This window comes from Streptomyces sp. OfavH-34-F, assembly GCF_022347745.1.
Taxonomy (GTDB): Bacteria; Actinomycetota; Actinomycetes; order Streptomycetales; family Streptomycetaceae; genus Streptomyces.
This window is the reverse complement of record NZ_JAKRGC010000031.1, coordinates 1-14,382: the sequence shown is the minus strand read 5'-3', so window position 1 is coordinate 14,382 and position 14,382 is coordinate 1. Positions and strand designations below refer to the sequence as shown.

14 protein-coding genes are annotated in these 14,382 nt (G+C 73.0%); 7 read left to right on the top strand and 7 right to left on the bottom strand.

The genetic code is table 11. The annotated features are described in order from the left end of the window. The gene (locus MHW47_RS08220) at positions 1 to 1,275 is read right to left on the bottom strand and encodes an Ig-like domain-containing protein (RefSeq protein WP_239221967.1); all 1,275 of its coding nucleotides are present in this window, start codon (positions 1,273 to 1,275) and stop codon (positions 1 to 3) included. 482 nt (positions 1,276 to 1,757) lie between these two features. Here MHW47_RS08220 and MHW47_RS08215 point away from each other — a divergent pair, with 482 nt between their 5' ends. Next, entirely contained in the window at positions 1,758 to 2,045 is a 288-nt protein-coding gene (locus tag MHW47_RS08215; RefSeq protein WP_239221966.1) for a hypothetical protein, read from the top strand. 73 nt (positions 2,046 to 2,118) lie between these two features. Here MHW47_RS08215 and hutH read toward each other — a convergent pair whose 3' ends face one another. From hutH to MHW47_RS08190, 5 genes are all read right to left on the bottom strand, one after another. Then, positions 2,119 to 3,669, bottom strand: coding sequence for a histidine ammonia-lyase (gene hutH, locus MHW47_RS08210; protein WP_239221965.1), 1,551 nt, complete (start codon positions 3,667 to 3,669; stop codon positions 2,119 to 2,121). 81 nt (positions 3,670 to 3,750) lie between these two features. Continuing rightward, a complete protein-coding gene (locus tag MHW47_RS08205; protein ID WP_239221964.1) occupies positions 3,751 to 4,914 on the bottom strand; it encodes a GGDEF domain-containing protein in 1,164 nt (387 codons plus the stop codon). An 84-nt stretch (positions 4,915 to 4,998) separates the two neighbouring features. Beyond that, the gene (locus MHW47_RS08200; RefSeq protein WP_239221963.1) at positions 4,999 to 5,811 is read right to left on the bottom strand and encodes an enoyl-CoA hydratase/isomerase family protein; all 813 of its coding nucleotides are present in this window, start codon (positions 5,809 to 5,811) and stop codon (positions 4,999 to 5,001) included. Between the two features lie 96 nt (positions 5,812 to 5,907). Continuing rightward, the gene (locus MHW47_RS08195) at positions 5,908 to 7,089 is read right to left on the bottom strand and encodes an adenylate/guanylate cyclase domain-containing protein (RefSeq protein WP_239221962.1); all 1,182 of its coding nucleotides are present in this window, start codon (positions 7,087 to 7,089) and stop codon (positions 5,908 to 5,910) included. 149 nt (positions 7,090 to 7,238) lie between these two features. After that, positions 7,239 to 8,102, bottom strand: coding sequence for a biotin--[acetyl-CoA-carboxylase] ligase (locus MHW47_RS08190; RefSeq protein ID WP_239221961.1), 864 nt, complete (start codon positions 8,100 to 8,102; stop codon positions 7,239 to 7,241). A gap of 148 nt (positions 8,103 to 8,250) precedes the next feature. On the opposite strand from MHW47_RS08190, the gene MHW47_RS08185 reads away from it, so the two are divergent. The 4 genes from MHW47_RS08185 to MHW47_RS08175 all read left to right on the top strand — a co-directional run bounded on the left by MHW47_RS08185 (position 8,251) and on the right by MHW47_RS08175 (position 10,937). Next, the gene (locus tag MHW47_RS08185; protein WP_239221960.1) at positions 8,251 to 9,843 is read left to right on the top strand and encodes an acyl-CoA carboxylase subunit beta; all 1,593 of its coding nucleotides are present in this window, start codon (positions 8,251 to 8,253) and stop codon (positions 9,841 to 9,843) included. Between the two features lie 14 nt (positions 9,844 to 9,857). After that, the gene (locus tag MHW47_RS08180) at positions 9,858 to 10,064 is read left to right on the top strand and encodes an acyl-CoA carboxylase epsilon subunit (RefSeq protein ID WP_239221959.1); all 207 of its coding nucleotides are present in this window, start codon (positions 9,858 to 9,860) and stop codon (positions 10,062 to 10,064) included. A 77-nt stretch (positions 10,065 to 10,141) separates the two neighbouring features. Further along, entirely contained in the window at positions 10,142 to 10,270 is a 129-nt protein-coding gene (mmpB, locus tag MHW47_RS35680) for a morphogenic membrane protein MmpB (RefSeq protein ID WP_275448979.1), read from the top strand. 55 nt (positions 10,271 to 10,325) lie between these two features. Then, positions 10,326 to 10,937 (top strand): nucleoside triphosphate pyrophosphatase, encoded by a 612-nt coding sequence (locus tag MHW47_RS08175; RefSeq protein ID WP_239221958.1) that lies wholly within the window; start codon positions 10,326 to 10,328, stop codon positions 10,935 to 10,937. 16 nt (positions 10,938 to 10,953) lie between these two features. Here MHW47_RS08175 and MHW47_RS08170 read toward each other — a convergent pair whose 3' ends face one another. Then, positions 10,954 to 11,436: a hypothetical protein gene (locus MHW47_RS08170; protein ID WP_239221957.1), complete on the bottom strand. Its 483-nt coding sequence runs from the start codon at positions 11,434 to 11,436 to the stop codon at positions 10,954 to 10,956. Between the two features lie 372 nt (positions 11,437 to 11,808). Here MHW47_RS08170 and MHW47_RS08165 point away from each other — a divergent pair, with 372 nt between their 5' ends. Then, a complete protein-coding gene (locus MHW47_RS08165) occupies positions 11,809 to 13,563 on the top strand; it encodes a biotin carboxylase N-terminal domain-containing protein (protein WP_239221956.1) in 1,755 nt (584 codons plus the stop codon). A 126-nt stretch (positions 13,564 to 13,689) separates the two neighbouring features. Further along, positions 13,690 to 14,277, top strand: coding sequence for a TetR/AcrR family transcriptional regulator (locus MHW47_RS08160; protein WP_239221955.1), 588 nt, complete (start codon positions 13,690 to 13,692; stop codon positions 14,275 to 14,277). The last annotated feature ends 105 nt before the right edge of the window (positions 14,278 to 14,382 follow it).

Sequence of the window (14,382 nt, the reverse complement as noted above, 5' to 3'; positions counted from 1 at the left end):
TCAGGCGGCGGAGCCCGCCGTCCAGTCGGCCCAGCTCATGTTCCAGCCGTTGAGGCCGTTGGAGGGCTGGATCGTCTTGTCCGGGGAGTTCTTGACGATGACGACGTCACCGATCAGGGAGTTGTTGTAGAACCAGGCGGCGGGCTGGTTGGCGTCACCGGCGCCCTTGACGTCGGCGAGGCCCACGCAGCCGTGGCTGGTGTTGGCCTTGCCGAAGATGCCCTTGCCCCAGTAGTTGCCGTGGATGAAGGTGCCCGACGTGGACAGCCGCATGGCGTGGGGCACGTCCTTGATGTCGTACTCGCCCTTGCCGTCGTCGTCGGTGAAGCCGACCGTGGCGCCGTTCATCCGGGTCTCCTTGTACTTCTCGGAGATCACCATCTGGCCGTTGTACGTGGGGTTGTCGGGCGAGCCCGCGGAGATCGGGATCGTCCTGATCGTCTTGCCGTCGCGGGTGACGGTCATCATGTGGGTCTTGGCGTCGACCGTGGAGACCTGGCTGCGGCCGATCTTGAAGGTGACCGTCTTCTGCTGGACGCCGTAGACGCCGTCCGCGCCCTCGACGCCGTCCAGGGACAGCTTCAGCGTGACGGTGGAGCCGGCCTTCCAGTACTCCTGGGGGCGCAGGTCGAGGCGCTGGGAGTTGAACCAGTGGCCGACGACTTCCTGGCCGCTGCTGGAGGTCACCTTGATGCCGTTCTGGACGGCCTTGGTGTCGGTGATCGGCTTGTTGAAGTTGATCGAGACGGGCATGCCGACGCCGACCGTGGAGCCGTCCTCGGGGGTGAAGTTCCCGATGAAGCTGTTGGCGGGCGAGACGGTGGTGAACGAGGAGTTCTCGTGCGCCTCGCGGTTCTTGGCGTCCTTGGCGGTGGCGCTGATCCGGTAGGTGGTCGAGCGCTCCAGCTGGCCGTCGGGCTGCCAGCTGGTGCCGTCGGCGGCCAGGGTGCCCGAAACGTTCTTGCCGTCCTTGGTGGTCATGACGACGGACGTCAGCTTGCCCTTGGTGACGGTGACCTTGGCGGCGTTGTTGATGCTCGCGTTGGTCGCGCCGTTCTTGGGCGAGATCGCTATCTGGGCCTCGGAGGTCTCCTCGGCCGCCGCCTTGTCCACGTCGGCCGCCTGGGACTTCGAGCTCGCGGGGCTGGGACCGCCCGTGTCGCCGCTGCCGCCGTCGTCGTTACAGGCGGAAAGCACCAGTACGCCGCCGAGCAGTGCGGACGCGGCCATCAGGCCCTTGCGCCGCTTGCTGTCCGTCATCACACGCTTCTCCATCGTTGCCGAAATCCCCGAAAACCCCGAGCGAGGCCGCCCTGCGGCGAAACCCCGTCAATGTTCCAAGAACCCCTTGTACGGGATTCCCGTTCCACGTGCGTCGAATGTGTGGGGAACACCACTCATCGACGCCGTGCCGGGGGCGGTGGTTCCGCGTCCGCGGCAGGGATCCGCTCCGCCCGCCGGGCGCGGCCGGGGGCCGTCCTTCGGCGGCACGGGCCTGCCGTCCGGCGGCATCGCGGCCGTCGGCCTCCCCTCCATTGTGCGGGACGCCCGGCCGGGCCCCCACCGTCCGGGCGGCCCGGTGAGGGGCTTGCGGGACGCCTTCCCGCACCGCGGCCGGCCCATGCACGCGCACCGGGTGCCGACGGCTTCCCGGCGGACTTCCGGAACGCTCCCTCCACGCCTTCCGCGCGCCCCCCGGCACTCACTAGCATCGGCGCCGAGCCCTATTCCCGGTCGACACCAGGGGGACCGATTCCGTGGCCATGGCACGCCGCCCGCTCCTGACCGCCATCACCGCGGGGACGCTGCTGTGCGCCCTGTGGTTCGTCCCCTCGGCCAACGCCTCGGACGAGACGGGCGGTGCCCCCGCCACGTCCGGCGGTGCCGCGGCGAGCGGCGGGGAGCCGGGCTCCGCCGCGCTCGCCGAGACCGGCGGGGGCGTCGACACCACGCCGTACCTGCTCGGCGGTGCGGCCTTCCTGGGCATGGGCGCCGGCCTGGTGACGTACTCCGCGCGCCGGGCGGGTCCGCGCCCGGCCCTCTGACCTCCGGTACGGCGAAGCGGCCACCGGACGGGTCCGGTGGCCGCTTCCCGGCTCCGGGCGGCGGGAAACCCGCTCAGGCCAGCGGTCCGGTGACCGGCTCCACGGCCGCGATCAGCCCGCCCGACCGGACGAACGCCTCGGCGGCGGCCAGGTCCGGCGACAGGAAGCGGTCCGGGCCGGGGCCCTCCACGCCCGCCGCGCGCAGCGCCTCCACGGCAGCCCGGGTGGCCGGGGCCGGGGTGAGGCCCTGCTGGACGCGCAGCTCGACGGCGCGGGTCGCGGCGTACAGCTCGACGGCGACGATCCGGGCGAGGTTGTCCACGGCGGTGCGCAGCTTGCGCGCGGCCGACCAGCCCATCGAGACGTGGTCCTCCTGCATCGCGGAGGACGGGATGGAGTCGGCGGAGGCCGGGACGGCGAGCCGCTTCATCTCGCCGACGAGGGCGGCCTGGGTGTACTGGGCGATCATCAGGCCCGAGTCCACGCCCGCGTCGTCGGCGAGGAACGGCGGCAGCCCGTGCGAGCGGTTCTTGTCGAGCAGCCGGTCGGTGCGGCGCTCGGTGATCGAGCCGAGGTCGGCGGCGGCGATGGCCAGGAAGTCCAGGACGTACGCGACGGGCGCCCCGTGGAAGTTGCCGTTGGACTCGACCCGGCCCCCGGGCAGGACCACCGGGTTGTCCACGGCGGCGGCCAGTTCGCGGTCGGCGACGGTCGCGGCGTACGCGAGGGTGTCCCGGCCGGCCCCGTTGACCTGGGGTGCGCAGCGCACCGAGTAGGCGTCCTGGACGCGCGGGGCGTCGTCCTGGTGATGGCCGGTCAGGCCCGAGCCCGCCAGGACCCGCAGCATGTTGTCGGCGCTGGCGCCCTGGCCGGGGTGCGGGCGGATGGCGTGCAGCTCGGGCGCGAGGACCTTGTCGGTGCCGAGCAGGGCCTCCAGGCTGAGGGCGGCGGTGATGTCGGCGGAGGTGTAGAGCGCCCCCAGGTCGGCGAGGGCCATGATCAGCATGCCGAGCATGCCGTCGGTGCCGTTGAGGAGGGCCAGGCCCTCCTTCTCGCGCAGCTCGACCGGGGTGATGCCGTGGGCGGCGAGGAGTTCCCCGGCGGGGCGTACGGTGCCGTCCGGGCCCTCCGCGTCGCCCTCGCCCATCAGCGTCAGCGCGCAGTGCGACAGGGGTGCCAGGTCGCCGGAGCAGCCGAGCGAGCCGTACTCGTGGACGACGGGGGTGATCCCGGCGTTGAGGACGTCGGCCATGGTCTGGGCGACCTCGGGCCGGACGCCGGTGTGGCCGGAGGCGACCGTCTTCAGCCGCAGGAACATCAGGGCCCGGACCACCTCGCGCTCGACGCGCGGGCCCATGCCGGCGGCGTGCGAGCGGACGATGTTGCGCTGGAGCCGGGCGCGCAGTTCGGGGCTGATGTGGCGGGTGGCGAGGGCGCCGAATCCGGTGGAGACGCCGTAGACCGGCTCGGGCTTGGCGGCGAGCGCGTCCACGATCTCGCGTGCGGCGGCCAGGGCCTCCACCGCGTCGCCGGAGAGTTCGACACGGGCGTTGCCGCGGGCCACGGCGATGACGTCGCGGGCGGTGGTGCCGGACGTCCCCAGCACGACTGTGTGCATATCCATATTCAGCAGCGTACGGACTGAAACCCTTCATGTCACCAGTGGTCGGCGGGTGGACCCCTTACGCGGAGGCCGGCCCGGAGGTCACGCCTCGGGGTGGCTGCCGCGCAGCCTGCGGCGGTCGTGCGGGGGCTTCGGCGGTGAGTCGGCGAGCCGGATGACCTCGCCGTCGCGCCCCGCCACCACCGGGCGGTCGGAGCGGGCCGCCTTCGCCCGGTACTGGGCCGCGTCCGCCAGCCGGAACAGCCGCCGGGCCGAGACGCCGGGGCCGATGGGGTCACCGGTGGACGCCATCCCGCAGGCGACCCCGTTGCCGAGTTCGAGCCCGGCCGCGCGCTCGCACAGTTCGGTGGCGACGGCGACCACCTCGTCCGCCCCGGGCCCCACCGCCAGCAGGCAGAACTCGTCGCCGCCGAGCCGGGCGGCCAGCGCGCCGGGCAGTATGGCCCCGCACCGGGAGAGCACTGAGCCGAATCGTTCCAGCAGCCGGTCGCCGACGGCGTGGCCGTGGGTGTCGTTGACCCGCTTCAGCCCGTTGAGGTCGCACACCACCAGGCTGACCACCGCGCCGTCCGCCCGGTGCCGCTCCAGCGCCTCGTCCAGCCGCATGTCCACGGCCCGCCGGTTGGCCAGCCCGGTCAGCGGATCGGTGAACGCGAGCTTGCGGACCTCTTCGAGGCGCTCGGTCTGCGCGAGCCCGGCGGCCACCACGGCGGCCAGCACCGTCGCGAAGTCGGCGTCCGCCCGGCCGAACACCGGCGCGCCCACCGGCCGCGCCACGTACAGCTCGCCCCAGGCCCGCCCGTGCAGGACGATCGGCGCGACCACGCAGCAGCCCCGGCCGCGCCGGCGCAGCGCCGCCACGCGCTGGTGGCAGTAGCCGGGGCCGTATCCGTGCGCGCCGCCCTCCCCGGGTTCGGGCCCGGCGGCGGTCTCCACCCAGGCGTCCGGCTCGCCGCCCCCGGCCCACCGCTCGTGCAGGAACTCGGTGATCTCCGGGAACCGGTGGACGGGGTAGACCTCCTCGTCGGGGAACTCCTCCTCGCCCTCGGCCCGCTCGCCGGCGTTGACCAGCACCCTGAGCCTGCCCGGACCGCGCTCCCAGACCGAGAGCGCGGCGAAGCTGCCGCCCAGCGCCTCGCAGGCCCCCAGGGCCGCCGCTCGCCAGCACCCCCGCGGGGTGTGCGCCGCGGCCATCGTCTGCGCCAGCGAAACCACGGCCCTCAGCCGCGCGTCGTCACCACCCATTGCGCCAGTTTAGGGCGGTATGCGTGAAGTGATCGCCCGACGACTCCGGAGCGTGACCCTTCTTCCCCAGGCGACCACACAGGGTCACTCGCCCGGCCAGTTCGGCTTCCGCTTCTCGTTGAACGCGGCCACGCCCTCCGCCCGGTCCCCGGAGAAGGCCACCGAGCGCCACGCGGAGTCCTCGACGTCCAGGCCGGCCCGCAGGTCGAGCCCGTGTCCGAGCCGCAGCGCCCGCTTGGCCGCCCGCAGCCCCACGGGCGAGTTGCCCGCGATCCGGCCGGCCAGGGCCAGTGCCTCGGACCGGTCCTCGCCCGCCGCCACCAGCTCGTCCACCAGGCCCAGCTCCCGCGCCTCGGCCGCCTCCACCCGGCGGGCGCTGAAGATCAGCTCGGCGGCGCGCGCGGCGCCGACCCGGCGGGGCAGCAGCTGGGTGCCGCCGCCGCCGGGGATGACGCCCACGGAGACCTCGGGCAGCCCCACCACGGCGGTCGGGTCGGCGACGATCAGGTCGCAGGAGAGCGCCAGCTCGAAGCCGCCGCCGAGCGCGAAGCCGTGCACGGCGGCGATCGTCGGCATCGGCAGCTCCAGCACCCCGGTGTAGGCGGCGCGCGCGGTGGGCCGCTGGCGCACCAGGTCGGCGTCGGTGAAGGAGTTGCGCTCCTTGAGGTCGGCGCCCACGCAGAAGGCCCGCTCATGGCTGGAGGTCAGCACGGTCACCCGCACGTCCCGGTCGGCGGCGAGCGCGTCGCAGGCGGCGGTGATCGAGCGGGCCATGTCCGTGGACACCGCGTTCATGGCCTTCGGCCGGTCGAGGACCAGCTCGGCGACGTGTTCCAGCCCCTCGTGGACCCGTACGGCGACGAACTCCCCGTAGCGCTGCTCGGACGTGACGGTCATGCTGCACCCCTGTCGGTTAACGAGCGTTACCGCAGGAATCCTAGAACTCCGCCCCGAAAGGGTGTCCGAAACGGGTCGGGAAGCGGCCGGAGCGGCTCAGGACGTGCCGCGGCGGGCCAGCAGCCAGGGTTCGACCACCCCGAGGCCGCGGACCGGGCGCTGCCACATCGGCTGGAGCCCGTAGCGGTACTTCGGCACCGGGGCCGGCTCCGCGTCCGGGCCCTCCTTCGCGGCCCGCTCGGCCGCCGCCGCGGCCTCCTCGGCCGCCCGCGCCTCCGACACCGGGGCGTCCCCGGTACGCGTCAGCTCCTCGGCGAACGCCCCGTCGACCAGGACCGCGTCCTTGGGGGCTATGGAGGTCAGCCGGCTGGCGAGGTTCACCGTGGTGCCGAAGACATCGCCCATCCGGGTGGTGACCGTGCCGAAGGCGATGCCGACCCGGAGCGCGGGCATGGTCTCGTCGGCGGCCATCGCCTCGATGAGCCGCAGCGCGATCTCGGCCGCGGTGCCCGCGTCGTCGGCGGCGAACAGGACCTCGTCGCCGAGGGTCTTGATCAGCCGCCCGCCGTGCGCGGCGACGAGGTCGGCGCAGGTGGTCTCGAAGGACTCGACCAGCTCGCCCAGCTCCTCCTCCTCCAGCCGGCGGGTGAGCCGGGTGAAGCCGACGAGGTCCGCGAAGCCGACGGCCAGGCGCCGGTCGACCATCTCCTCGTCGTCCGCCGCCTGCACGACCCGGCCGGTGGCGGCGGCGAGCTGGCGCCGCCACACGTACACCAGGAACTCCTCCAGCTCGGGCAGGAGCAGTTCGACCAGCGGGTAGGTGACCTCGGTGCGGGTCATGCCGGGCTCGGGGGGCTCGGTCAGGCCCTCCAGGAAGGAATCGATCTGCCATTCGGCCAGCCGGGCGGTGGTCTGCCCGGTGGAGCGGGCCACCTGGATCGCCATCGGCTCGCTGAGCAGCCCCGCCTCGACCAGGCCGGAGAGCCGCCGCAGGGCCAGGACGTCCGCCTCGGTGAGCGCCTTGGCCTGCCCGATGTCCGCGAAGCCCATGGCCCGCCAGAAGCGGGAGGCCAGGTCCATCGAGACGCCGGCCGTGCGGGCCGCCTGGAAGGGCGTGTACCGCCGGTCGGCGCCCAGGATCAGCTGTTCCAGCCGGATCGCGAGGGGGTCGTCGGTCGGTTCGGCCGTGTGGTCGACGGCGTGGTGGGGGGTGGGGTGCACCGAGGGGTCCGACGAATGCTGCGGACCATCGCCGGAGGTCGTGTCGTCGACGGTCACCAGCCGCCTCCTGCCCGTTCCCTGCGCACTGCCCTGCCGATCTGTCCGTCGGTGGATCACCTCAACGATACGGCAGGTGTGCCCTACCTCACGTCCGCACGGGCGGACGGCTGCGAAGGCGGTCACGTGACCGCCTTCGCGGCGCCCGCTCAGGTCAGGCCGCCTCCGATGCCCCGCAGGTGCACGATGTCGCCCGCCGAGACCGGCTCGCGCAGCCCGTCCGCGGTGGCCAGGACCAGCCGCCCGTCGCCGTCCACGGCGACCGCCTCGCCGGTGAGGGTGCGATCGCCGGGGAGCTGGGCGCGGACCGTCTTGCCGAGGGTCGCGCAGCCCGCCGCGTACGCCTCCTGCACGCCGCTCGCGCCCGCGTCGCCCTTCGCGTCGCACCAGCGCCCGTACCAGTGCTCCAGGGAGCGCAGGACGCCGCGCAGCAGCGTCTCGCGGTCGGTGGAGACCGCGCCGGCCAGGGCGAGCGAGGCGGCGGTGGGGGCGGGCAGTTCGCCGGCGCGCAGCGAGACGTTGAGGCCGATGCCGATGACGACGCCGTCGCCGGCGCGCTCGGCGAGGATGCCGCCGGTCTTGCGTTCCTCGCCCGCCACGGTGACGAGGAGGTCGTTGGGCCACTTCAGCGCCATGTCCACGCCGGCGCTGCGGGCCAGCCCGGTCGCCGCGGCGACGCCGGTGAGCAGCGGCAGCCAGCCCCAGCGCTCGGCCGGGACGCCCGTCGGGGACAGGTAGACGGAGAAGAAGAGGCCGGAGCGGGCCGGGGCGGTCCAGCTGCGCTCCAGGCGGCCGCGCCCGGCGGTCTGCTCCTCGGCGACGAGGACCGTGCCCTCGGTGAGTCCGGCCGCGCGGGCGGCCAGGTCGGTGTTGGTGGAGCCGGTGGAGCCGACCACGTCGAGGGCGGTCCACAGCGAGCCCTCCCGCAGCAGTCCGCGGCGCAGCGCGGGGACGTTGAGGGGCGGCCGGTCCAGGTCCGACCAACGGCTCTGTGGCGCATCCGAAGGTGTCATGCAAGCCACCCTAGGTGTGTCAAACGACGCACTGCCGAACGGTATCCGCGCCGATACGCTACGGCTCAGTAGCTGTTCGTCAGCGGATCATTCCCGAGCGGATCAGCAGCACAGTCGTCCCCGTGACCAGGCAGGGAGCCGCCACCCGATGTCCGAGCCGGAAGAGATCGACCTCCACACGACCGCGGGCAAGCTCGCGGACCTCCAGCGCCGCATCGGCGAGGCCACCCACGCGGGATCGGCGCGCGCGGTGGAGAAGCAGCACGCGAAGGGCAAGCTGACGGCGCGCGAGCGCGTCGACCTGCTGCTCGACGAGGGTTCCTTCGTGGAGCTCGACGAGTTCGCCCGGCACCGCTCGACGAACTTCGGCATCGAGAAGAACCGGCCGTACGGGGACGGCGTCGTCACCGGGTACGGCACGGTGGACGGCCGTCCCGTCTGCGTGTACTCGCAGGACTTCACGATCTTCGGCGGCTCGCTGGGCGAGGTCTACGGTGAGAAGATCGTCAAGGTGATGGACTTCGCGCTGAAGACCGGCTGCCCGGTCATCGGCATCAACGACGGCGGCGGCGCCCGCATCCAGGAGGGCGTGGCGGCGCTGGGTCTCTTCGCGGAGATCTTCCGGCGCAACGTGCACGCCTCGGGCGTGGTCCCGCAGATCTCGCTGATCGTCGGCCCGTGCGCGGGCGGCGCGGTGTACTCCCCCGCGATCACGGACTTCACGGTGATGGTCGACCAGACCTCGCACATGTTCATCACCGGCCCCGACGTCATCAAGACGGTCACCGGTGAGGACGTCGGTTTCGAGGAGCTGGGCGGCGCCCGTACGCACAACACCACCTCCGGGGTGGCGCACCACATGGCGGGCGACGAGAAGGACGCCATCGAGTACGTCAAGTCGCTGCTGTCCTACCTGCCGTCGAACAACCTCTCGGAGGCCCCGGCCTTCCCGGAGGAGGCGGATCTGACGGTCACCGACGAGGACCGCGAGCTGGACACCCTCGTCCCGGACTCGGCGAACCAGCCGTACGACATGCACACCGCCATCGAGCACGTGCTGGACGACGGCGAGTTCCTGGAGACCCAGGCCCTGTTCGCGCCGAACATCATCACCGGGTTCGGCCGGGTCGAGGGCTACCCGGTCGGCATCGTCGCCAACCAGCCGATGCAGTTCGCGGGCTGTCTGGACATCAACGCCAGCGAGAAGGCGGCCCGCTTCGTGCGCACCTGCGACGCGTTCAACGTGCCGGTGCTGACCTTCGTGGACGTGCCGGGCTTCCTTCCGGGCGTCGACCAGGAGTACGGCGGCATCATCCGGCGCGGCGCCAAGCTGATCTTCGCGTACGCGGAGGCGACCGTCCCGCTGATCACGGTGATCACCCGCAAGGCGTTCGGCGGCGCGTACGACGTCATGGGCTCCAAGCACCTGGGCGCCGACATCAACCTCGCCTGGCCGACCGCGCAGATCGCCGTGATGGGCGCGCAGGGCGCGGTCAACATCCTGCACCGCCGGACGATCGCCGCCGTCGAGGACCCGGACGAGCGGGAGGCGACGCGCGCGGAGCTGATCGCGGACTACGAGGACACGCTGCTGAACCCGTACGTGGCCGCCGAGCGCGGGTACGTGGACGCGGTGATCATGCCGTCCGACACGCGGGCCCACATCGTGAAGGCGCTGCGCCAGCTGCGGACCAAGCGCGAGGCGCTGCCGCCCAAGAAGCACGGCAACATCCCCCTCTAGAAAGGGTCCTGGCCATGATCAAGGTCGTACGGGGCAACCCGACCCCGGAGGAGCTGGCCGCCGCGCTCGCGGTGGTCCGGGCCCGCGCGGCGGCGGCGTCCGCCGTGTCGTCCGGCACACCCCAGCCGCCCGCTGGCTGGTCCGATCCGAGCCGGCTGGCCCGGCGCGGCCGCCCGCTGCCGGGTCCGCGCGCCTGGGCCCGTACGTACTGGCCCGCATAACCGCTGGTGACGGGTGGGGCGGCGGTTGAGTACGCGTACTCAGGCGCCGCCCGGGGCGCGCCCGCGAGGATCACGTCATGCTCTGGTCCGACCCCGAGAACAAGCCCCCCAAGGAACTCCGCGACGCGGTGGACATGATGCGCCGGGCAGGTCTGCTGCTGGCGCTGGCGATGGTCGTCGCCATGCTCGTGCTGGGTACTCGCTGAGCTTCGGCCCGGCCTCTCCGGGTCCGGCGCCCCCGGCCCCGTCCGCCTCCGTACGATGGCGGCCATGACCGCACCCCGCCGCCTCGTCCTCGCCTCCGCCTCCCCGGCCCGCCTCGGCCTCCTGCGCCAGGCCGGCTTCCGGCCGGAGGTCATCGTCAGCGGCGTCGACGAGGACGCCCTCACCGCCGCCACCCCCGCCGCTCTCGCCCTGGTGCTCGCCGAGGCCAAGGCGGCCGTCGTCGCCGCCCTCCCCGAGGCCGCCGGCGCCCTGGTCATCGGCTGCGACTCGGTGCTGGAGCTGGACGGCGAGGCCCTCGGCAAGCCCGCCGACGCCGAGGAGGCCACCGCCCGCTGGAAGTCGATGCGCGGGCGCGCCGGGGTGCTGCGGACGGGGCACAGCCTGACGGACACCACGACCGGCCGGACGGTCTCGCGGACGGCGTCCACCACGGTCCGCTTCGGCGAGCCGACCGACGCCGAGATCGCCGCCTACGTGGCCTCCGGCGAACCGCTGCACGTGGCGGGCGCCTTCACCCTCGACGGGCGGTCCGCGCCGTTCGTGGAGTCGATCGAGGGCGACCCGGGCAACGTCATCGGCCTGTCGCTGCCGCTGCTGCGCCACCTGCTGGGCGAGCTGGGGATCTCGGTCACCGACCTCTGGGCCTGAGCGGGCCCGGGGCGGCTCAGGCGGGGGCGGGCGCGGCCGGCTGCTCGGGCTCGGGGCCGGCCTTCGGCCCGGCGGCCGCTCCGGCGGCCGGGTCGGCGGTGCGGGGCCCGTAGGCCACCAGCGCGAGCACGATCAGGCCGAGCATCAGCATCATCCAGGCGAACGCCGCCCAGCCGACGAGGCCGACCGTCAGGGCGCCGAGGACCCCGTGCAGGACGGCGCAGCCGATCAGCGCGATGCGGGCCGGGCGCCCCGGAGCGCGGTCGCGGACGCCCGCCAGCAGGAGGAGCACGGCGCACAGGAGCAGGAACAGCCCGCAGACGCCGCCGAGCACCCAGGTGCCCTTGGACATCATCCCGGGGTCCGTCCCGGCCAGGGACATGTCCTGGTTCTTCACCACCGTGCCCAGGACCACGTGGACGATCACGATGCCCACGGCTTCCACGACCAGCGCGAGGGCGGCCAGAACGGCCGCCGGCCTGCGCACCACGACGCTCACCCCCTGTTACCAGCAGTACGTTCGATAGCGCGGACCTTACTAATGAGTAATGGCCACGACAAGAGCCGTGCGTAACCCCGGCGTACCCCTATGGGTCCGGGCTTTCGCGCGGCGGGCAAAGAATTGCCCACCCCTTAGTGGGAACTCCACAAAGAATCACCGTAAGTCGCTGCCCGTGCCGATAGAGACCTGGGCCACACCTGGTCGCTACTGTGCGGTTTCAGAACCCGGCGTACCGTGGTGGCACAAGGGATTTCGCGACTCGAGCACGCCTCGAATCACACTCCGTGTGGGCAAGCTCACCATTGGGGACGGGTCGTAGGACCGTGTCGGTAGTCCCTAAACTCAGCTTGTTTCAAGGAGGGAGCCATCGTGCGCAAGGTGCTCATCGCCAACCGTGGCGAAATTGCTGTCCGTGTTGCTCGGGCCTGCCGGGACGCGGGTATCGGGAGCGTGGCCGTCTACGCCGACCCGGACCGTGACGCTCTGCATGTCCGCGCGGCCGACGAGGCATTCGCTCTGGGCGGTGACACCCCGGCGACCAGCTACCTGGACATCGCCAAGGTTCTCCAGGCTGCCGAGGACTCCGGTGCGGACGCGATCCACCCCGGCTACGGCTTCCTCTCGGAGAACGCCGAGTTCGCCCAGGCCGTGCTGGACGCCGGTCTGACGTGGATCGGCCCGCCGCCGCAGGCGATCCGGGACCTCGGTGACAAGGTCGCCGCCCGCCACATCGCCCAGCGCGCCGGCGCTCCGCTCGTCGCGGGCACCCCGGACCCGGTATCGGGCTCCGAGGAGGTCGTGGCGTTCGCCGAGGAGCACGGCCTGCCGATCGCGATCAAGGCCGCCTTCGGCGGTGGCGGACGCGGCCTCAAGGTCGCCCGCACGCTGGAGGAGATCCCCGAGCTGTACGACTCCGCGGTCCGCGAGGCGGTCGCCGCGTTCGGGCGCGGGGAGTGCTTCGTCGAGCGCTACCTCGACAAGCCGCGCCACGTGGAGACCCAGTGCCTGGCCGACACCCACGGCAACGTGGTCGTCGTCTCGACCCGTGACTGCTCGCTCCAGCGCCGCCACCAGAAGCTCGTCGAGGAGGCCCCGGCCCCCTTCCTCTCCGACGAGCAGAACGCCGAGCTGTACGCCGCCTCGAAGGCGATCCTCAAGGAGGCCGGCTACGTCGGCGCCGGCACGGTCGAGTTCCTGGTCGGCCTGGACGGCACGATCTCCTTCCTGGAGGTCAACACCCGGCTCCAGGTGGAGCACCCGGTGACGGAGGAGGTCTCCGGCATCGACCTGGTCCGCGAGATGTTCCGGATCGCCGACGGCGAGGAGCTGGGTTACGACGACCCCGCCTCGCGCGGTCACTCGTTCGAGTTCCGGATCAACGGCGAGGACCCGGGCCGGGGCTTCCTGCCGGCCCCCGGCACCGTCACCCGGTTCGACCCGCCGACCGGTCCGGGCGTCCGCCTGGACGCCGGCGTGGAGTCCGGCTCGGTCATCGGCCCCGCCTGGGACTCGCTGCTGGCGAAGCTGATCGTCACCGGTGCGACGCGTGAGCAGGCGCTCCAGCGTGCCGCCCGCGCCCTGGCGGAGTTCACCGTCGAGGGCATGGCGACGGCCATCCCGTTCCACCGTGCGGTCGTGACGGACCCGGCGTTCACCGCCGACCCGTTCCGCGTCCACACCCGCTGGATCGAGACGGAGTTCGTCAACGAGATCAAGCCGTTCGCCGCGCCCGCCGAGGCGGAGGCCGACGACGAGGCCGGCCGCGAGACGGTGGTCGTCGAGGTCGGGGGCAAGCGCCTGGAGGTCTCGCTGCCCTCCTCGCTCGGCATGAGCCTGGCCCGTACCGGCCTCGCGGCGGGCGCCAAGCCCAAGCGCCGCGCGGCCAAGAAGTCCGGCTCCGCGGTCTCCGGCGACACCCTCGCCTCCCCGATGCAGGGCACGATCGTGAAGATCGCCGTGGAGGAGGGCCAGGAAGTCAAGGAGGGCGACCTGATCGTCGTCCTGGAGGCCATGAAGATGGAGCAGCCGCTGAACGCGCACCGCTCCGGCACGGTGAAGGGCCTGGCCGCCGAGGTCGGCAGCTCGATCTCCTCCGGCGCCGTCATCTGCGAGATCAAGGACTGACACGGGGCCCGTCCCCGGGTGCCCCGGTCGCGTCGTCGGACGTGACCGGGGCACCGGTGCATTCGGGGACGGCCACCGGCCGCGCGATGGCATGCTGGAGACCGGGGAGACAGGAGGGACCGCACGATGGCGATGAGCACGACGGGGGCGCCCGCCCGGCCCATGCGTGCCGACGCGCGCCGGAACTACGGCCGGCTGCTGGCGGAGGCCCGTACCGCCTTCGCGGAACACGGCACCGACGCGTCCCTGGAGGACGTGGCCCGGCGCGCCGGAGTGGGCATCGGCACGCTCTACCGGCACTTCCCGACCCGGCACGCGCTGATGAGCGCGGTCTTCCAGGAGGCGGTGACGGACCTGATCACCCGCTCCCGCGAACTGGCCGGGGCGGAGCGGCCGTGCGCCGCGCTGGTGGAGTGGCTGGGGGCGATCGTCACTCATGCGGGTGAGTACCGCGGGCTCGCCCAGGCCCTGATGTCCACCTGCCGCGACGAGAGTTCGGCGCTGGCCCGGTGCAATACGCCGCTGCGCGAGGCGGGTTCGGTGCTCCTGGTCCGCGCCCAGTCGAGCGGCACGGTCCGGGCGGACGTCTCGATCGACGATCTGATGCAGCTGACGAACGCGATCGCGCTGGCGGCGGAACAGTCCCCGGACGACCCGGACCTGGCGGACCGTCTGCTGCAACTGACCCTGCGGGGCCTGCGGGCGAACGGCTGACGGGCGGGGTCCGGGGGCGGCGCCCCGGACGCGCCCTCGCGCTACCGCCGCCGCAGATCCGCCACCCGGGCCGCCCGGTCCCGCTCCACGTCGCCCAGCGCCGCC